The 18,972-nt window shown below is 66.5% G+C and carries 17 protein-coding genes; 9 read left to right on the top strand and 8 right to left on the bottom strand.

What is annotated here, in order from left to right; genetic code table 11:
- Positions 1 to 3 precede the first annotated feature (3 nt).
- Together F3N42_RS10670 and pdsR are read right to left on the bottom strand one after the other, a co-directional pair.
- Positions 4 to 2,025: an ATP-binding protein gene (locus tag F3N42_RS10670; protein ID WP_150864462.1), complete on the bottom strand. Its 2,022-nt coding sequence runs from the start codon at positions 2,023 to 2,025 to the stop codon at positions 4 to 6.
- Positions 2,022 to 2,723, bottom strand: coding sequence for a proteobacterial dedicated sortase system response regulator (gene pdsR / locus F3N42_RS10675; RefSeq protein WP_224784856.1), 702 nt, complete (start codon positions 2,721 to 2,723; stop codon positions 2,022 to 2,024). Before pdsR ends, F3N42_RS10670 begins: the two co-directional genes overlap by 4 nt.
- Before the next feature lie 198 nt (positions 2,724 to 2,921).
- Here pdsR and F3N42_RS10680 point away from each other — a divergent pair, with 198 nt between their 5' ends.
- Together F3N42_RS10680 and F3N42_RS10685 are read left to right on the top strand one after the other, a co-directional pair.
- Positions 2,922 to 5,123: a VIT domain-containing protein gene (locus F3N42_RS10680; protein ID WP_150864463.1), complete on the top strand. Its 2,202-nt coding sequence runs from the start codon at positions 2,922 to 2,924 to the stop codon at positions 5,121 to 5,123.
- Entirely contained in the window at positions 5,120 to 5,668 is a 549-nt protein-coding gene (locus F3N42_RS10685; RefSeq protein WP_224784857.1) for a class GN sortase, read from the top strand. Before F3N42_RS10680 ends, F3N42_RS10685 begins: the two co-directional genes overlap by 4 nt.
- Positions 5,669 to 5,877: 209 nt before the next feature.
- Here F3N42_RS10685 and rpe read toward each other — a convergent pair whose 3' ends face one another.
- Entirely contained in the window at positions 5,878 to 6,552 is a 675-nt protein-coding gene (gene rpe, locus F3N42_RS10690; protein ID WP_224784858.1) for a ribulose-phosphate 3-epimerase, read from the bottom strand.
- A 101-nt stretch (positions 6,553 to 6,653) separates the two neighbouring features.
- The gene (djlA, locus tag F3N42_RS10695) at positions 6,654 to 7,457 is read right to left on the bottom strand and encodes a co-chaperone DjlA (RefSeq protein ID WP_150864466.1); all 804 of its coding nucleotides are present in this window, start codon (positions 7,455 to 7,457) and stop codon (positions 6,654 to 6,656) included.
- Positions 7,458 to 7,581: 124 nt separating this feature from the next.
- Here djlA and F3N42_RS10700 point away from each other — a divergent pair, with 124 nt between their 5' ends.
- The 4 genes from F3N42_RS10700 to F3N42_RS10715 are packed head-to-tail and all read left to right on the top strand — an operon-like array spanning position 7,582 to position 10,479.
- A complete protein-coding gene (locus tag F3N42_RS10700; RefSeq protein WP_150864693.1) occupies positions 7,582 to 8,445 on the top strand; it encodes a phosphoribosylaminoimidazolesuccinocarboxamide synthase in 864 nt (287 codons plus the stop codon).
- A gap of 9 nt (positions 8,446 to 8,454) precedes the next feature.
- Entirely contained in the window at positions 8,455 to 8,925 is a 471-nt protein-coding gene (locus F3N42_RS10705) for an Mpo1 family 2-hydroxy fatty acid dioxygenase (protein WP_150864467.1), read from the top strand.
- Positions 8,926 to 8,931: 6 nt separating this feature from the next.
- On the top strand, positions 8,932 to 9,606 hold the full coding sequence (nfi, locus tag F3N42_RS10710) for a deoxyribonuclease V (protein ID WP_150864468.1): 675 nt from the start codon (positions 8,932 to 8,934) through the stop codon (positions 9,604 to 9,606).
- Between the two features lie 57 nt (positions 9,607 to 9,663).
- Positions 9,664 to 10,479: a cupredoxin domain-containing protein gene (locus F3N42_RS10715; protein ID WP_150864469.1), complete on the top strand. Its 816-nt coding sequence runs from the start codon at positions 9,664 to 9,666 to the stop codon at positions 10,477 to 10,479.
- A 33-nt stretch (positions 10,480 to 10,512) separates the two neighbouring features.
- On the opposite strand, the gene gcvH is transcribed toward F3N42_RS10715, so the two are convergent.
- Together gcvH and gcvT are read right to left on the bottom strand one after the other, a co-directional pair.
- Positions 10,513 to 10,896 carry a glycine cleavage system protein GcvH gene (gcvH, locus tag F3N42_RS10720; RefSeq protein WP_150864470.1) on the bottom strand — a complete coding sequence of 128 codons (384 nt, stop codon included), beginning with the start codon at positions 10,894 to 10,896 and terminating at the stop codon, positions 10,513 to 10,515.
- Positions 10,897 to 10,972: 76 nt separating this feature from the next.
- Entirely contained in the window at positions 10,973 to 12,061 is a 1,089-nt protein-coding gene (gene gcvT / locus F3N42_RS10725; RefSeq protein ID WP_150864471.1) for a glycine cleavage system aminomethyltransferase GcvT, read from the bottom strand.
- A 96-nt stretch (positions 12,062 to 12,157) separates the two neighbouring features.
- On the opposite strand from gcvT, the gene F3N42_RS10730 reads away from it, so the two are divergent.
- From F3N42_RS10730 to F3N42_RS10740, 3 genes are all read left to right on the top strand, one after another.
- A complete protein-coding gene (locus F3N42_RS10730; RefSeq protein WP_191621360.1) occupies positions 12,158 to 13,936 on the top strand; it encodes a DUF885 domain-containing protein in 1,779 nt (592 codons plus the stop codon).
- A 6-nt stretch (positions 13,937 to 13,942) separates the two neighbouring features.
- A complete protein-coding gene (locus F3N42_RS10735; RefSeq protein WP_150864473.1) occupies positions 13,943 to 14,500 on the top strand; it encodes a cob(I)yrinic acid a,c-diamide adenosyltransferase in 558 nt (185 codons plus the stop codon).
- 73 nt (positions 14,501 to 14,573) lie between these two features.
- Positions 14,574 to 16,589 carry a S9 family peptidase gene (locus F3N42_RS10740; RefSeq protein ID WP_224784860.1) on the top strand — a complete coding sequence of 672 codons (2,016 nt, stop codon included), beginning with the start codon at positions 14,574 to 14,576 and terminating at the stop codon, positions 16,587 to 16,589.
- A gap of 123 nt (positions 16,590 to 16,712) precedes the next feature.
- Here the strand turns inward: F3N42_RS10740 and htpX are convergent, their stop codons facing one another.
- Together htpX and F3N42_RS10750 are read right to left on the bottom strand one after the other, a co-directional pair.
- Positions 16,713 to 17,591, bottom strand: a complete 879-nt coding sequence (gene htpX / locus F3N42_RS10745; protein ID WP_191621361.1) for a protease HtpX — start codon at positions 17,589 to 17,591, stop codon at positions 16,713 to 16,715.
- Positions 17,592 to 17,650: 59 nt separating this feature from the next.
- On the bottom strand, positions 17,651 to 18,955 hold the full coding sequence (locus F3N42_RS10750; RefSeq protein ID WP_150864474.1) for an aspartate aminotransferase family protein: 1,305 nt from the start codon (positions 18,953 to 18,955) through the stop codon (positions 17,651 to 17,653).
- Positions 18,956 to 18,972 lie beyond the last annotated feature (17 nt).

An 18,972-nucleotide genomic window follows, 5' to 3' on the forward strand; every position in this document is an offset into this window, starting at 1 on the left:
CGCTCAGCCCGCGGGCAGGCTCATCGTGAACTCGACGCCTTCGTCGCCCGGCAGGTTGTGTGCGCTGACACGGCCATCGTGCGCTTCGGCCACCAGGCGGACGATAAACAGGCCAAGCCCCAGGTGCGTGCCCTGCGCGCCGGGCTCACGCACCGACACCAGCGAATCGAACAGCTGGTCCTGGAACTGCTCCGGCAGGCGGGTGCCTGAATTGCGCACCCGCAGGTGCCGCCAGTTGCCCTTCGGGGCCAGTTCCAGGGTGATGTGCTGGTCCGCGTCGGTCAGCCCCAGGGCGTTGTCAACCAGCTTGTCCAGGGCCTGGGTCAGCAAGTCGGGGGCGCAGCGGGTCAGGGCCGGCTCGGCGGGCAGTTGCAGGCGGATATCGCGACCCGGGTGCGCCGAGCGGTAGGCCTCGGCACAGCCACGAAGCCAGGCGACCAGGTCGACACGCTCCCAGTCCGCGGCCGCCACCGTGGACTCCAGCCGGTTGGCCTCGCTCATGGCGCGCACGATGGCGCCCTGCCGGTCCAGGCCTTCGCGGGCGCGTGCCAGGTAGCGGCGCGCCTCGTCGTCCAGCCCGCCAGTGGCCAGGTTGTCCAGCGACGAACGTGTGATTGCCAGCGGGGTCTTCAGTTCGTGCGACAGCCGGCCCGCCAGGTCACGCAGGTAGCGCGTGTAGTCGGCCACCGAGCGCAGCAGGCGGGCGTTGTTGCGGGCCAGGTCGCCCAGTTCGTCGCGGTCGCGGGTCAGCGGCAGCTCGGCCGGGTTGGCCGCGTCATCCATCGCCTCGCTGACCGCAGTGCTCAGGCGGCGCACGCGGCGCGACAGGCGGGTGGCGAAGAACCACAGACCGGTGGCCAGCAAAACGGTGACCGCCACGGTGACCAGCAGCAGTCGCCCCAGCGCCCGGTTGGTCACCAGCAGAAGGCCGTCGCTGCGCGAGTCCATGACCACGGCGCCGATCACCCGGCCATTCGTTTCCACGGGCATGGCCACCGTATGCCTGACCACCGCCGTTTCCGGGTCCTGGCCCCAGTGGTGACTGGCTTCGCCGTCCAGGGCCGCCACGGCCGTCTCATCCGCCAGGCGCATGACCGCGTCCGGTCGCTCGTCACGCAACTCGGTGCGGTCGCCGGCAATGGACCGGTACAGTGCCCTGCCGGCCCAGGACAGCTCGCCGGGGCGCCCCGTGGGCAGCGGCCCGGTATCGGCGACGACCCAGCCCGATTGATCGATAACGAACGCACGCGTGTCCTCCGTCCGGACCGCGTCCAGCCAGTCCTGCAACGGCCCCAGTTGCGGCGCCGGGCTGAGCCAGGCGGTGGGGCGGCCACCGGCCATCGTGCCGGCCTCCCGTGTTTCCAGGCGCCCGCCGCGGCCGGTATGGGCATCTATGGCGCCCACCGCCAGGTCGACGGCGCGACCGCCCGGTGGCAGCGCGATCTCCAGGTCATAACCACCCGGGCGCTCGGTCCACCAGGCCTCGATCTGGCCACCGCCCGGGTCCTGGCTGGTCACCAGCAGCGGCCCCGGCGCCGCCGTCCGCAGGCTCCAGGTGTTCAGGCCACGCGCGCTACGCAAAGCCAGTTCGACGGCATCCGAATGGTGCGGCCCGGCGCCCCCCTGCCGGCTGGGCGGCGCCGCGCGCACGGGCGTACTGTCTTCGACGCGACAGAACAAGAATAGCTGGCCGGCATAGCGCCCACCCAACACCCTCAGTCTCAGGTTGCCGTCGGCACTGGTGAAATTCGTGGTGCTACCGGGCTCCAGCCAGTCATCCAGGTAGCCGTCGATGATCGGCGGCCGGTCAAACTCGCGCAGCGGCAGCACGCGTTCGCGGCCGAACACCAGCTCACCCCGGAACTCTGGCGGCAGCGCCTGCGCCACGGTGCGCGCCGTGGCCAGCAGGGTGGTTTCCTGCCCGGCGCGCAGGAAGCGCTCCAGCTCCTGCACCAGCTTCCAGCCGAACCACGGCACCAGCACGGTGGCCAGGGACAGCGTCAGGACCTGGTTGCGGAGTTTCAAGCGGGCGGCGTCCAGCAGTAGCCGGCGCCGTAGCGGGTGTCGATATGGTCGAAGGCCGGGTCGATGGCGACAAACTTGCGCCGGATTCGCTTGACGTGGCTGGTGATGGTCTGGTCGTCGACGACGACGTTGGCGTCATCCATCAACTGCTGGCGCGAGCGCACATGGCCCGGCCGGCGGACCAGCGAATGCACGATCCAGAACTCGGTGACGGTGAGCGGGATCCGGGTGCCATTCCAGTGCACCTCCATGCGCTCCACCGACAGCTTCAGCGGCCCGCGTTCCAGCGCGCTTTCCTCGCCGACCTGGCCCGACAGCGCCTCGACCCGGCGAAACAGCGCCGCCACGCGCGTGACCAGGTGCGGCAGGCTGATGTCCTTGGTCAGGTAGTCGTCGGCGCCCAGGCGCAGCCCGGAGATGACATCGAAATCGGAATCGCGCGCAGTCAGGAAGATGATGGGCAGGCTCCTGGACATCGCCCGCAACTCCCGGCACAGCTCGTAGCCGCCCTCGACGTCCTGCCCCAGGCCGACATCGATGATCACCAGGTCCGGCAACCGGCGGCGGAACGCGTCCAGCGCGGACGGGCGGTCACCGTAGCCATGAACGTCATAGCCGTAGCGACGCAGGGCGTCCTCGTAATTGTGGCGGATGGCCGCTTCGTCCTCGACGATGGCGACCCGTCGTTGCATGCTCATGGCCTGTCTCCGGGAATCGTTCCAGCTTGCCCGGGCATGATACCGAAGCGCGCCCGGGTTCTGCGCGCGCGTCGCCGCCGCGGGTCACGCCGCCACAGCTTCGCCACAATTCGGTCCGATTCTGGCCCACCGCCGCCACGGGCCGTGCATCCGGCAGCGCTTCAATAGGCACCGTCACCTCATCCCGGAGCCAGACCGATGCAAGCCGAACCCTCCATCCGCCACCAACTGGAACGCGACACGCTGAAACGACACCCGCGCCTTGTCCTCGACCGCGCCCGCCGGCGCCAGGCCCTGGCCCGCGCCGAGGCGCGCATGCAGGGCCGGGCCCGCGACCAGCACAGGCCGGCGCCCGAGCGCCGACCGCTGCGATGGCAGGACCGCGTGCTGCTGTGCCTGGCCGTGGCACTGATGCTGATGCTGCTCTTGCGCATGGAAACCGCCCAGGCCGACACCCCGTTCGGCCTGCAACTCCAGCCCCTGGCCGAGGCCGTCACCGACGCCGCCATGCCGGAGCCACAGGTGCAGCTGGCGCTGGACACCATGGTCCACGTTGAGGTCAACGGGCTGGTCGCGCGGGTCCAGGTGGCGCAGACCTTCAGGAACGACAGCCCGCAATGGGTGGAAGGCACCTACCGCTACCCGCTGCCGGATGGCGCCGCGGTGGATCGCCTGTGGATCCGCGCCGGCGACCGCCTGCTGGAAGGCGAGATCCGCGAGCGTGAAGACGCGCAGCGCGTCTACCAGGCCGCGCGCGACAGCGGCCGGGCGGCCGGCCTGGTCACCCAGGAACGGCGCCACCAGTTCAGCACGCGCCTGGCCAATATCGGCCCGGGCGAGCAGGTCCACGTGGTGATTGCCTACCTGGTCAACGTCGATTTCAGCGACGGCCGCTTCGACCTGCGCCTGCCGATGACCTTCACGCCGGCCTATGACCTGGCGCCGCAACAACTGGCGCCACGCCCCACCTACACCAGCCAGGTGGACGGCGATGAGCGGCGCCTGCGCATGCAGGTCGACCTGGTCACCGCCATCGGCATGGACGCGATCCGCTCACACCACCACGACGTCGACATCGAGACCCGCCCCGACGGCTACCGCGTGACCCTGTCCGACGGCTTGGCCCGGCCGGACCGCGACTTCGAACTCAGCTGGGCCCCGGCGCTGGATGACGACGCGCGCGCCGCGCTGCAGACCTGGGACGACGGCGAGTACGTTTACGCCCAGCTGATGCTGGTGCCGCCCCGCGACGACGCGCTGGTGCCGCAATCGCGGGAAGTGATCTTTATTATCGACACCTCTGGCTCGATGATGGGCGCGTCCATCGACCAGGCGCGCACGGCCCTGGCCCGCGGCATCGACGGCCTGGCCGCCGGCGACCGTTTCAACGTCATCGAATTCAACAGCGAGACCACGGCGCTGTGGGACACCAGTGTGCCGGTGTCCGATGGATTCCGCGCGCAGGCGCTGGACTTCGTCGGCCGGCTGGATGCCGATGGCGGCACGATGATGGCGCCGGCCCTGCAGCGCGCGCTGCGCCAGCCCGAGTTCGCCGGCCTGCTGCGACAGGTGGTCTTTATCACCGACGGCGCGGTGGGTAACGAGCAGGACCTGCTGGCCCTGGTCGCCGACGAACTGGCCGACGCCCGGCTGTTTACCGTGGCCATCGGCTCGGCGCCCAACAGCGGATTCATGCGTAAGGCGGCCGAGATCGGCCGGGGGCACAGCACCCACATCGGTAACCTGGACGAGGTCGAGGCACGCATGACCACGCTGTGGAACCGCATCCGCCTGCCGGCGGTCTCGGATATCCGCCTGGACTGGGGCGCCGAGGTCGAATACTACCCGGAGATCATCCCGGACCTGTACGCCGGTGAGCCGCTGTGGGTGGTGGCGCGGATGCCGCGGGCGCCGGGCGCGGTGAGCATTGTCGGCGAACTCAATGGCATGGAATGGCGCCACGATGCCATGCCCGCCATCACCGACGGCGGCGAAACCCTGGCCACGATCTGGGCGCGCCACAAGGTCGAGGCCCTGCAGGACGCCACCGTGTTCGGTGCCGACCCGCAATGGACCCGCGCCGCAATCACCGATATCGCGCTGGAACACGGGCTGCTCACGCAATGGACCAGCCTGGTGGCCATCGACAAGACCCCCGCCCGCCCCACCGGCGCCGAACTCGCCCGCGGCCAGGTGCGCAACCTGCTGCCCGCCGGCAGCGCCGCCACCACCGCCGGCTTCCCGGCCACCGCCACCGGCTGGAAGACGCAGATGCTGCTGGCGCTGCTGGTGCTGGCCGTATCAGGCGGGTTGTTCGCCCGCCCCTTCTTCCGCTTCCCGAAGTTCCGCTCGCCGGCGAAATCCCTCCGGGCGCTCTCCCTGGCATGGAAAGCACGTTGAACCCTCGCCGGCTTTGCGCGGCGGCCCTGGCGGTCGCCGCGCTCTTTCTTCTTGCCCAGGCCGCCTGGATCCCCGCCAAAGCCTGGCTGGGCCAGCGCCTGCTGGAAGCCGCCTGGCATCGCGTCCAGTCTGGTGAACCCGACGCCCGCCCCTGGCCCTGGGCCGACACCTCGCCCGTCGCCGAGCTCGCCATTCCCCGCCTTGGACTGCACCAGCTGGTGGTCGAGGGCGCCAGCGGCCGCAACCTGGCCTGGGCACCCGCCGCGCTGACCCCGGTCACCGGCGGCGACATCATCATCAGCGCCCACCGCGACACACACTTCAGCGCGTTGCGCCACGCCTTACCGGGCGACCTGGTGACGCTGCGCACCCCCACCGGCGAACGCCGTTACCGAATCACCCACCAGGAAGTAATCGACAGCCGCGATACCGAACTGGTCATCGACCCGTCAGGCAACCGGCTGACCCTGGTCACCTGCTGGCCCTTCGACGCCGTCACCGCCGGCGGCCCCATGCGCTGGGTCATCAACGCCCTCCCCGCGTGACGCGTAACGCGTGACGGGTGACGGGTGACGGGTGACGGGTAACGCGTAACGCGTAACGCGTAACGCGTAACGCGAAAGGCTCTCATTGGCGGGGGTGATGTTGCGTATACCCGGACCTTCGGCGGCATGGATGCCGCCGATGAGCGATACAGGGATGTACTCGAGCGAGTCCGGGTATACGCAACATCACCCCCGCCCGAACGAGAGGCTTACCCCAGCGAGTCGATTTCCGCGTTCATGCGCGCGATAGTGCGGGCGTAGTCACCGCTGCCGAAGATGGCCGAGCCGGAGACGAAGGTGTCGCAGCCCGCTTCCCACAGTTCACCGATGTTGTCGACGTCGACACCCCCATCGACCTGCAGGCGGACATCGCGGCCGGTGTCGTCGATGATGGCGCGCGCCTGGCGGATCTTGTCCATGACGTATGGGATGAATTTCTGGCCGCCGAAGCCGGGGTTCACGGACATCAGCAGGATCATGTCGATCTTGCCCAGCAGGCAGCTGATGCTGTCCAGCGGCGTGGCCGGGTTGAGCACCACGCCCGCCTTGCAGCCGGCTTCCTTGATCAGGCTGATGGTGCGGTCGACGTGACGGGTGGCTTCCGGGTGGAAGCTGATGCCCGAAGCGCCCGCGCCCGCGAAGGCCAGGGCCAGTTCATCCACCGGCTCCACCATCAGGTGAACGTCGATGGGCGCGGTGATGCCGTAGTTCCGCAGCGCCTTGCAGATCATCGGCCCGAAGGTCAGGTTGGGCACGTAGTGATTATCCATCACGTCGAAATGCACCCAGTCACCACCGGCATCCAGCACCGCCTGGGTGTCCTCACCCAGCCGCGCGAAATCCGCTGACAAAATGGACGGCGCGATCACGGCAGACTGCTTCATGGACATCCCCTGTTGATTAGTGAGTCGTTGATCACCGATTTTACTACTCACCACTCACCACTCACCACTCACCCGTCACGCGTTACGCGTTACGCGTCACCCTACTTGATGCCGCGCGAGGCCTTGATGGCGTCATAGGCCACGTTGATCTCGCGGGCGCGGTTCTTCGATTGCTCGATCATTTTTTCCGGCATGCCGCTGCTGGCCAGGCGATCGGGGTGATAGCGGGCGACCAGGCGGCGGTAGGCGCGCTTGATGTCGGCATCACTGGCGGACGGCTCCACGCCCAGGGTCGCATAGGCCTGGTCGAGCGTGGAGGCCGTGGCCTGCGGGCCCTGGTAACTGCCGGACGATGAATGCGTCGCGCGGTAGGCGTTGACCATGGCGACGAAGGCCATGGTGGGAATCCGCAGCGCGCGGGCCACGCGGTAAAGCACGTCCTGTTCGGCCTGGGTGATCGTGCCGTCGACGGCGGCGCCGTTGAGCAGGTACTCCAGGAACATCTGCCGAACCTGCGGGTTGGCGTGGGTGACCTGGACGAAATCGTGCATGCCGGCTTCCAGGTCCCAGTCCGGGGCCTTGCCCTCGTTGAAGCGGCGGATGGCGGCGCGGCGCTTGTCACCCTGCAGCCCCAGCTGGCCCATGAACTGCTCGACCGCGGCAATTTCCACCTCGGTAACGCGGCCGTCGGCCTTGCAGACGTGGCCCAGCACCGCGAACAGGGTGTCCAGGAACACGTCATTCACGCGCCCCTGGTCGGCCAGGCCGCCGATGAAGCGGTCGATGAAATGCCCGGTAATCACGCCGATCACGGCACCGGTCATGCCGCCCTTGAGCAGGCCGAGCACGCCGAGAATGAGCTTGCCCCACCAGTGGCGGGGGATGGGAAAATCGCTGGTCTTCATGGTGTCCGTGTGTGCCGGCCGGCCAGGCCGGAAATTCCGAGGGCGGAAGTATATAATTGCTGGCCATCTTGAGCAGATACAACCCTACAGGATTGACACCGTGGCCCACGAGTACAAGACCGAAATGATCACCGACCTGCCGCTGTTGCACCAGGGCAAGGTACGCGACTGCTTCGCCGTTGGCGACGACCACATGCTGATGGTCGCCTCCGACCGCATTTCTGCGTTCGACGTGATTCTCCCCGATCCCATCCCCGGCAAGGGTGAAATGCTGACCCAGCTGTCGAACTACTGGTTCGGCATGACCGAGGACCTGGTGGGCAACCACCTGTCGGACATCAGCATCTACGATGTTTTCGACGATGCCGGCCTGGCCGCGCAGCTCGAAGGCCGCTCCATGGTGGTGAAGAAGCTGGACCCGCTGCCGCTGGAAGCCATCGTCCGTGGCTACATCATCGGCTCGGGCTGGAAGGACTACCAGAAGACCGGCGAAGTCTGCGGCATTCCGCTGCCGGCTGGCCTGCAGCAGGCGGACAAGCTGCCGGAGATCCTGTTCACGCCGTCCACCAAGGCCGCCATTGGCGAGCACGACGAGAACGTCTCCTTCGAGCACATCGTCGGCCTGGTGGGCGAAGAGATGGCCAACCGTGTCAAGGACCTCAGCATTGCCCTGTACAAGGCAGCCGCTGACCACGCCGAGGCGCGCGGCATCATCATCGCCGACACCAAGTTCGAGTTCGGCCTGGACAAGGACGGCACGCTGTGCGTGATGGACGAGGTGCTGACGCCGGATTCCTCACGCTTCTGGCCGGCCGACTCCTACGCGCCGGGCTCGTCACCGCCGTCCTTCGACAAGCAGTACGTGCGTGACTACCTGGAGACGCTGGACTGGGACAAGAAGGCCCCGGGCCCGCGCCTGCCGCAGGAAGTCATCAACGTCACCCGCGACAAGTACGCCGAAGTCGGCCGTCGCCTGACGCAGGACTGAGGCACGACGATGACCACGCTGGCGGCGTTGCTGGACGAATACGGCGAGAGCCACCGCAACGCCGTCAACAAGCTGATCCACTGGGTCTGCGTGCCGGTCATCGTCTGGACGGTGATCGCCCTGCTGTGGGCGATCCCGTTCCCTTTCGACGCCTCGCTCGGGCCGGTACCGCTCAACTGGGCGGTCATCGCGCTGGTGCTGGCGCAGTTGTACTACTTCCGCCTGTCTTTCTCGCTGGGGCTGGGCCTGCTGGCCTACAACCTGCTGATGATTGCCATCACCTTCTGGGTTGAGCAGGCGGCGCCGTGGCCGCTGTGGGCCGTGGCGCTGGTAGTGTTCGTCATCGCCTGGATCGGCCAGTTCATCGGCCACCACATCGAGGGCAAGAAGCCCTCCTTCCTCAAGGACATCCAGTTCCTGCTGATCGGCCCGGCCTGGCTGATGGCCTTCGTCTACCGCGCCATCGGCCTGAAATACTGACGCGCCGTGCCGCGGGCACTGCATCGTTGGGATCTCGACATCGCCGAAGCACGCACCGTGCAGACGCGCCTGGCCGCGCGCGTGGAAACCCACGACCGCCTGGGCCAGGTGCGCGCCATCGCCGGTGTTGATTGCGGTTTCGAAGACGACGGCCGGTTGACGCGCGCCGCGGTGGTGGTGATGCGCTGGCCTGGCCTGGACGTGATCGAATCCACCCTGGCGCGCGTACCGACGACCTTCCCCTACATCCCCGGCTACCTGTCGTTCCGGGAAATGCCGGCCATCCTGGCGGCTTTCAAACAACTGGAAACACGCCCCGACCTGCTGCTCTGCGACGGCCAGGGCATCGCCCACCCTCGACGGCTGGGCATCGCCTGCCACCTGGGGCTGTGGCTGGACCGGCCGGCGGTTGGCGTGGGCAAGTCGCGACTGGTCGGCGCGTTTGAGCCACCCGGTGAGGAAAAAGGCAGTTCAACGCCGCTGGTGGTGCATGACGAGACGATTGGTGCCGTGCTGCGCACCCGCGACCGTGTCCGCCCGCTGTTTGTCTCGCCGGGGCACCGCATCGGCGTGGACAGCGCGGCACGCTGGGTGCTCGACTGTGCCATCCGCTATCGCCTGCCCGAACCCGTTCACGCCGCCGACCGCCTGGCCTCATCGAAAAGCTGCGGCCGGAACTGAGGAATCCGCACCAGCGCCTATACTTGAAGGGAGGGCATTTTCGAACGGGAGGTGCTCATGAAACCCTACAGGCATGATGTCCTGGCAAAAATCATCCTTGCGATCGGCCTGGCCATGGTCAGTCGCCAGGCCGTCGCCGAAGTGCATATCGTCGAGGTGGGCGACAACTTCTTCTCTCCCGCCCAGTTGACCATCCAGGCCGGTGACACCGTCCGTTGGGTCAACGCTGCTGGCGGGATGGCGCATGACGTGGAATCGGACACCGGGCTGTTCAGTTCGGGGGCAGCCGCATCCCAGTTCACTTTCGAGTTCACCTTCGACGACCCGGGCAGTTACCCCTACTTCTGCAGCGTGCATGGCGGCCCGGGCGGCGTGGGCATGAGCGGCGCCGTCGTGGTCGAAGCCGCGCCTGAACCGCCGCCATTCCAGGTCAACCCGGGGCTCAACGATGCCTGGTACGACCCGTTGACGGCGGGCCAGGGTTTCCTGTTCGCCGTCTACACGGATATCGAAATGATGTTCCTGGCCTGGTTCACACACGACACCGTGGCCCCGGGCGAAGACGCGAGCGCGGTCATCGGCGATCCCGGGCACCGCTGGTTGACGGCACTGGGTGGTTGGGAAGACAACGTGGTGACCCTGGACGTGGCACTGACAGGCAACGGCCTTTTCAACACACTGGCGGACGAACAGGAAACCACCGAGGGCTATGGCACCGTCGTGATCGAGTTCCACGACTGCAACACGGCAAGCCTTGAGTACACGTTCCCGTCAATCCCGCTACAGGGGACGATTGCCCTGGAGCGGATCATCAAGACAGGGGACAACGTCGCGCTGTGCGAGGCGTATCAATCCATGGAGCCGGAAACCTGACGCCAGCCGGCGCCGGGTTTCGGGGGTACAGGCTCAGTCGAGCTGCTGGGCGTAGGTTTCCGCGTCCAGCAGGTCGTCGAGTTCGGCGGCGTCGTCAAGCTTGAGCTTGAACAGCCAGCCGTCGCCGTACGGGTCGTTGTTGATGATGCCGGGGTCGGAATCCAGGTCTTCGTTGACCTCGATGACCTCGCCGGCCAGCGGGGTGTAGATGTCGCTGGCGGCCTTGACCGATTCGACGACGGCACAGGAGTCGCCCTGGTCGATCTGGTCGCCCACGGCCGGCAGTTCGACGAAGACCAGGTCGCCCAGTGCCTCCTGGGCATGGTCGGTAATGCCCACGCGCACGGTGCCGTCGTCTTCGGCGCTGACCCACTCGTGGGACTCGGTATAACGCAGTTCTTCAGGTACGTTGCTCATCGGATCATCCCGCAATTATCGCCTGATGCGATTTTAATGCCTGTTTTCCGTGAATGATACGGCCGCGCGGGCCGAATCAGTTGATGCCGTCGCAGACGGCGCCGTTGCGCGCGAACGGTGGCTTGACCATGCGCGCCTTCAGGGCCTTGTTGCGAACCTCGACGGTCACCTCGCCCTGGGCATCGGCCGGCACGCGCGCCAGCGCGATGGCCTGCTCCAGCGTCGGCGAGAAACTGCCGCTGGTAACCACGCCGTCGCCGGCGGCGGTGTTGACCACCTGGCCGTGGCGGATCACGCCGCGGTCTTCCAGCACCAGGCCCACCAGCTTGCGCGGCACGCCAGCCTCGCGCTGGGCCTGCAGCGCTTCGCGGCCGATAAAGTCACGCTCTTCCGCCATCGCCACCGTCCAGGCCAGCCCGGACTCCAGCGGCGTGGTCTCGGTGTCCATGTCCTGGCCGTAGAGGTTCATGCCGGCCTCCAGCCGCAGCGTGTCGCGCGCGCCCAGGCCACAGGGCTTCACGCCACCTTCGGCAAGCTGGTTCCAGAAAATCTCCGCCTCGTCGGCCGGCAGCGCGACCTCGAAGCCGTCTTCGCCGGTGTAACCGGTGCGGGCGATGAAGATCGTGCCGCACTCCGCGGCGCTGAACGGCTTCAGCGCCGACGCGCGTTCGGCGTCGTCGCTGGCGAGGATGCGAATGACCGCGTCCCGGGCCTTCGGGCCCTGGACGGCGACCATGGCCAGTTCACCGCGCTCGTTGATGTCCAGGCTGAAGCCGTCGGCCTGCTGGTTCATCCAGGCCAGGTCGTTCTCGCGCGTGGCCGCGTTGACGATCACCCGGTACCAGTTGTCGTCCATCCGGTAGGTGATCAGGTCGTCAATCACGCCGCCGCGCTCATTGAGCATGCAGCTGTACAGCGCCTTGCCGGCCTCGCCCAGCTTGGCCACGTCGTTCGCCAGCAGGCGTGAAAGGTAGTCGCGGACATCCGGGCCGTGCAGGTCGACGATGGTCATGTGGGACACGTCGAACATGCCGGCATCGCGGCGCACGTGGTGATGCTCCTCGATCTGGGAACCGTAATTGATGGGCATTTCCCAGCCACCGAAGTCGACCATGCGCGCGCCGGCGGCGACATGGGCATCGTACAGGGGCGTTTTCTGGGTCATCGTCCAACTCCGGGGTCGCAGGGGTCGACACTATACCCGCGTGACGCTGATGACGAAATGGTCTAACGTTGTGGCCATCATCCTGGGGGAGAAATGATGGCCGGCTTCATGCGCGCAGCCGCGGCAGTGTATGCGCTGTTCATGGTGTCCATGACGGGCGCCGATGTGACCGGAGACGACTGGGTGGCTCAGAGCGACGCCATCAGCCTGCGCGTTTTGCAGGGCTATGGCGAATTCATTCCCGAAGATATTTCCGCGGTCGGCCTGGAGCCGTTCGACGACGACATCATCGACCTGGGAAAGAAGCTGTTCGAGCGCCGCCAGGCCAGCATCACGGCCCTGCGCCAGTATGTTGAGTCGCAGCGCGAGGGTGTCGAGGACCCGCGCGTGTTGCAGGACCTGGACATCCTCGACGCCTCGCTGGCTGACGACCTGGAAACCTTCAGGGTCGAGCACGACGCGTTGCTGCCCTGGCATGACATCCCCGCGCTTCTGTTCGACAGCTTCCAGGGCCTGCTGGACCCGCGCAACGACCCGGCACGGCATGACGCGGCGCTGGTCCGGCTGGAAAAATACACCGGTGCGGCGGCGGGCTACGTTCCACTGGTGCAACTGGCGCGCGAGCGCACGGAAGAACGTTTCGACATCGCTGGGCTGGCCGGCCCCTACCGCGGGGAAGTGCAGCGCGCACTGGACAACCTGCCGGCACAGGTGGATGGCATGCGCGAGCTGTTCGCCGCCTCGCAGCTGGTCGACTGGGAGCCGGAGTTTTCACAGCTGGAATCACAGCTGGCCAGCTGGGCCGACTGGACGCGCGAGGACGTGCTTCCACGGGCGCGGGCCGATCACCGGCTGCCTGCCGTCGTTTACGCGAACAACCTGAAGGACTACGGCGTCCATGCATCGCCGGATCGACTGATTCGTACCGGCCAGTTCGCCTACCAGGAAATCCACTCGCAAATGCGTACCGTTGCCCGCCGGATCGCGGCCCGGCGAGGCTGGGACGAGGCCGACCTGGCCACGGTCATCGCCCGGCTCAAGGAACGGCAGATCCCTCCGGACCGGGTGCTGGGCGTCTACCGCGAGCGCCTGGCGGCCATCGAAGCCATCATCCGCCGCGAGAACATCATCACCCTGCCCCAACGCCCCGCCGGCATTCGCCTGGCGACGGACGCGGAGTCGGCCAATTCCCCTGCGCCGTTCATGAGCCCGCCGCAGCTGGTGGGCAACACAGGCCAGTACGGCGAGTTTGTACTGGTCACGCGGAACCCGGCGTTAAAGGGGGCTGCTGCGCAGATGGACGACTGGAGCCACGACGGCATGACCTGGGCCGTCACCGTGCACGAGGCACGGCCGGGGCACGAGCTGCAGTTCGCCGCGCTTGTCGAGAACGGCACGTCACTGGCGCGCGCCCTGTTCGCCTTCAACAGCGCCAACGTCGAGGGCTGGGGGCTGTATGCCGAGGCCATCATGCTGGAGTACCTGCCCGATGAAGGCCAGCTGTTCACGCTGCTGGCAAGGCTGCAGCGCGCCGCGCGCATGTTCCTGGACCCGATGATCAACCTGGGCCAACTGGACCCGGAACAGGCCGTCACCTTCATGATCGAGGAGGTGGGGCTGTCCGAGGCCATGGCCCGCTCCGAGGCCGACCGCTTCACCTTCCGTGCACCGGGCCAGGCCACCAGCTATTTTTATGGCTACATGAACCTGATGCGCCTGCGTACGGAAACCGAGCTGGCGCTGGGCGACCGCTTCAACGCGCGCGCGTTTCACGATTTCGTCCTTTCCCAGGGGCTGCTGCCGCCGGAAGGGTTGCGCCGGGCCGTGAACGAGCGTTTCATTGCCTCCACCACGAACAGGACAAGCGACAGTTAGGGACTCATGGGTAATCGACTCTCAAAAATCTACACACGAACCGGCGATGCCGGCGACACCGGCCTGGGCGATGGCTCCCGGGTCGACAAGGACAGCCCGCGCGTCGAGGCCTTCGGCACCGTGGACGAACTCAATTCAACGGTCGGGCTGCTGCTCGCCAGTGAACTGCCCGATGACGTGCGCACCACCCTGACACGGCTGCAGCACGAGTTGTTCGACCTGGGCGGCGAGTTGTGCATGCCGGGCTACACGATGATTCCGGACGAGTACGTCGAGGCACTGGAGAACGATCTCGACCGGTTCAACGAGGATCTGCCGCCATTGAAGGACTTTATCCTGCCCGGTGGTTCGGAAGCCGCGGCGCGATGCCACCTGGCGCGGGTCACCTGCCGGCGGGCCGAGCGTCGCGTAGTGACGCTGGGCAAACTCGAGGACACCAACCCGGTCAGCGCCCGGTACCTGAACCGGCTGTCGGACCTGTTGTTTGTGCTGGCCCGGGTTTTGGCGCGTGCGGATGGCGGCTCGGAGGTGCTGTGGGTGCATGGGGACCGGCGGGACGGGTGACTGGTGACGCGTTACGCGTTACGCGTTACGCGTTACGCGTTACGCGTGACAAGACAATACGGAGGAGGTGAGCGTGAAGCGGATTGTTGTTGGGTTGATTGGGGTGGTGGTGGCGCCGTTGGTGGGGGCCGAGGTGTTGAAGAACGTGGACATCTTCGAGATGGAGGTGGCCAGCGATCCGCGGATCTCGCCCAACGGCGAGCAGGTGGTGTACGTGCGGCGGTCGATGGACATCATGACCGACCGGCCCAATGGCGATCTCTGGATCATCGGCACCAACGGCCAGGGTCACCGGCCGATTCTTTCCGGGGCGGACAGCTACGGCAGCCCGCGCTGGTCTCCCGATGGTAGCCGGCTGGCGTATGTTTCCAGTGTCGAGGGCCGCGGGCCGCAGATTCACGTGCGCTGGATGGACACGGGCCAGACCGCGGTACTGAGCAATCTGCGCAACTCTCCATCATCACTCACCTGGTCTCCGGATGGCCGCCAGCTGGCCTTCACCCAGTTCGTGCCCGGCGAGAGCAAGGCGCTGGCCGCGCCGCCACCGAAACCGGAAGGCGCCGAATGGGCGCCGCCGGTGAAGGTCTTCGACACCCTGCCCTTCCAGGCCGATGGCCAGGGCTTCCTGGACGTGGGCCGTGACCACGTGTTCGTCATTTCCGCCGAGGGCGGCACCCCCCGCCAGCTGACCAGTGGTGATTTCGACCACGGCGGCCGGTTGGCCTGGCACCCGGACGGCAAGGCCATCATCGTTGCCGCGAACCGCCAGGACGACGCCGAGCACGACCCCATCGAGTCCGAGCTCTGGTCCATCGACCTGGCCAGCGGCGCCATGGCGGCGCTCACCGACCGCAACGGCCCGGACGCCGCTCCTGCCCTCTCACCGGACGGCAAGACGCTGGCCTGGCTGGGCTACGACGACAAGCTGATGGGCTACGAGAACACGGCCGTGTACGTCATGTCCCTGGAGGACGGCGAGCCGCGCCGCATCAGCGGCGATTTCGACCGCAGCATCGATGACGTGCAGTGGGCCGGTAATTCCCGCTCGCTGCTGGTCCAGTACGACGACCACGGCCGCACCCACATCGCCAGTCTGTCAATGGACGGCGATATCGACTCCCTGGCCGATGACGTGGGTGGCGCCATCCTGGGGCGTCCTTACACCAGCGGCAGCTTCACCGTGGCCCGTGACGGCAACTACGCCTACACTGCGGGCCGCCCAGACCGGCCCGCCGATGTCGGCGTCGGCCGGGGTAACCGCGAACCGCGCCGCATCACCGCGCTGAACGAGGACGCGCTGGGTCACAAGGAACTGGCGAAGATCGAGGAGATCAACTGGGCCTCGTCGGCCGACGGCCTGGATATCCAGGGCTGGGTCGCCTACCCGCCCGGTTTCGATGCCAGCAAGAAGTATCCGTTGATCCTGGAGATCCATGGCGGCCCTCGCGCGGCCTATGGCCCGCAGTTCTCACCGGAGATCCAGCTGTTCGCCGCGGCCGGCTACGTGGTGCTGTACGCCAACCCGCGCGGCTCGACCAGTTACGGCTACGACTTCGTCAACGAGATTCACCACAATTATCCCAGCGCCGACTACGACGACCTGATGTCAGGCGTCGATGCCGTCATCGCGAAGGGCTTTATCGACGAGGACCAGCTGTTCGTCACCGGCGGCTCCGGCGGCGGACTGCTGACGGCGTGGATCGTCGGCAAGACCGACCGATTCGCCGCGGCCGTCAGCGCCAAACCGGTGATCAACTGGGTGAGCCACGTGCTGACCGCCGATTTCACCCACTTTTTCAGCCGCTACTGGTTCGAGAAGATGCCCTGGGAAGACCCGGAAACCTACTGGGCGCAGTCGCCGCTGTCGCTGGTAGGCAATGTCACCACGCCCACCGCCTTACTGACCGGCGAATCGGACGTTCGCACGCCGATGACCGAGTCCGAGCAGTTCTACCAGGCACTGAAGCTGAGGAAAGTCGACACGGCGCTGATCCGCGTACCAGAGGCGTACCACGGCATCGTCGCCCGACCCTCGCACCTGATCGCGAAGGTGGACAACATCCTGGCCTGGTTCGAGCGCTACCGGTGAGTGGGTGAGTAGTGAGTAGGGAGTAGTGAGTAGTAAAAACCTCCTTCGAAGGAGCCCTTACTACTCACTACTCACCACTCACCACTCACCACTCACTACTCACTACTCACTACTCACTACTCACTACTCACTCAAAGCGGCGATGCGCTCCGTGAGCGGGGGATGACTCATGAACAGGCGCTTGAAGCCCTGGCCAATGCTGCCGGAGATGCCGAAGGCAGCCATTTCGCCGGGCAGGTCCTTCGGCTCGCTGGTGCGTTGCAGTGCGCGAAGCGCGTCGGCCATGTTCTGGCGGCCGGCCAGGCTGGCGCCGCCCTCGTCGGCACGAAATTCACGACGTCGTGAGAACCACATGACAATCATGCTGGCCAGGATCGACAGCAGCAGCTGCGCGACGATGGTGACGATGAAATAGGCCGGGCCGTAGCCGCGCTCGACCTTGAACACCACGCGGTCGACCACGTGGCCGATCACCCTCGACAGGAAAATCACGAAGGTATTCACCACGCCCTGGAGCAGGCCCATGGTGACCATGTCGCCGTTGGCTACGTGGGCCACTTCGTGCCCCAGCACCGCCTCGACTTCATTCGGTTTCATGCTGCGCAGCAGTCCGGTGGATACCGCCACCAGCGAGTCGTTGCGGCGCATGCCGGTGGCGAAGGCGTTGGGCTGGTCGGAATTGAAGATGCCGACCTCCGGCATGCCGATACCCGCGGCTTCGGCCTGCTTGCGGACGGTGTCCACCAACCAGCGCTCGGTGGCGTTGGACGGCTCCTCGATGACATGCACGCCCATGCCGCGCTTGGCCATGAACTTGGACATGGCCAGGGAGATAAAGGAGCCGCTGAATCCGATAACGGCCGACATGACCAGCAGCGCGGTCAGGTTCAGGTCGACGCCGTTCTCAGCCAGCACCGATTCGATACCCAGCACGCGGAACACGATGCTGATCAGTACGAGCACCGCGGCGTTGGTCGCCAGGAACAACATGATTCGCATCATTTCAGTTCATCCATTCCAGCCGGCTGGCTGGTCAACAAAGTCACTGACATGAGATGGGGTCAAACCTGTGCGAGCACCACTCCCAGTTTCTCAGCCGCTCCTTCAAGCTGCGCCGCTTCGATGGTCAGCGGCGGGCTGAAGGCGATGGTATCACCGGTGATGCGGATCATCAGGCCGGCATCGAAGGCCGCCTGCAGCACGCGCATGCCGCGAGCGCCCGGGGCGCCATCGTCGGGGGCCATTTCCACGGCGCCCATCAGGCCGTAGTTGCGCACGTCAATGACGCCGGGCGCATCAGCCAGCGAATGCAGTGCGTCTTCGAACACCGGCGCCAGCTCGCGGGCGCGATCGAACAGGCCGTCCTCGGCGTAGACCTGCTGCGTGGCGCGGCAGGCGGCCACGGCCAGTGGATGGGCCGAGTAGGTGTAGCCGTGGAACAACTCGATGGCGCTGCCCGGCCGCTCCATGAAGGCGTTGTAGATGTGGTCGGCAACGAACACGGCGCCCATCGGCACGGTGCCGCTGGTCAGCGCCTTGGCCGTGGTGATCATGTCCGGAACGACGTCGAACTCCTGCGCGGCGAATGGCGCACCCAGGCGGCCGAAGCCGGTGATGACCTCGTCGAAGATCAGCAGGATATCGTGACGGTCGCAGATCTCGCGCAGGCGCTTCAGGTAGCCCACCGGCGGCACCAGCACGCCGGCGGAGCCGGCGACGGGCTCGACAATCACCGCGGCGATGTTGTCCGCGTGGTGCAGCGTGACCAGGCGCTCCAGCTCGTCGGCCAGGTAGGCGCCCTCGGCGGGCAGGCCACGCGAAAACGCGTTCTTTTCCGGCAGGTGCGTGTGCGGCAGGTGGTCGACGCCGGGAATCAGCGCGGTGGAGAACTGCATGCGGTTGTACGGAATACCGCCCACGGAAATTCCACCAAAGCCGACACCATGATAGCCGCGCTCACGGCCGATCAGGCGCGTCTTGGTGGCCTTGCCGCGCTCGCGCTGGTAGGCCAGCGCGATCTTCAGCGCCGTGTCCACCGACTCCGAACCGGAGTTGGTGAAGAACACGTGATCCAGGCCGGCCGGCGTAACGCCGGTCAGTTGCTCCGCCAGTTCAAAGGCCGCCGTATGGGCGAAATTGAAATGCGGCGCATAGTCCAGCTCGGCCGCCTGCGACTGGATGGCTTCGACAATTTTTGGATGACCATGGCCAGCATTGCAGCACCACAGCCCGGCCACCAGGTCCAGGACCTTCTCACCACCCGGCTTGTAGTAATAAACGCCCTCGGCACGCTCGAGCAGCCTGGGCTGATTCCTGAACGTGCGGTTGCTGGTAAACGGCATCCAAAACGAATCGAAGTTTTTCATAGGCTATTTCTTATCCT

The sequence above is a fragment of the Marinihelvus fidelis genome (genome assembly GCF_008725655.1).
Lineage (GTDB): Bacteria > Pseudomonadota > Gammaproteobacteria > Xanthomonadales > SZUA-36 > Marinihelvus > Marinihelvus fidelis.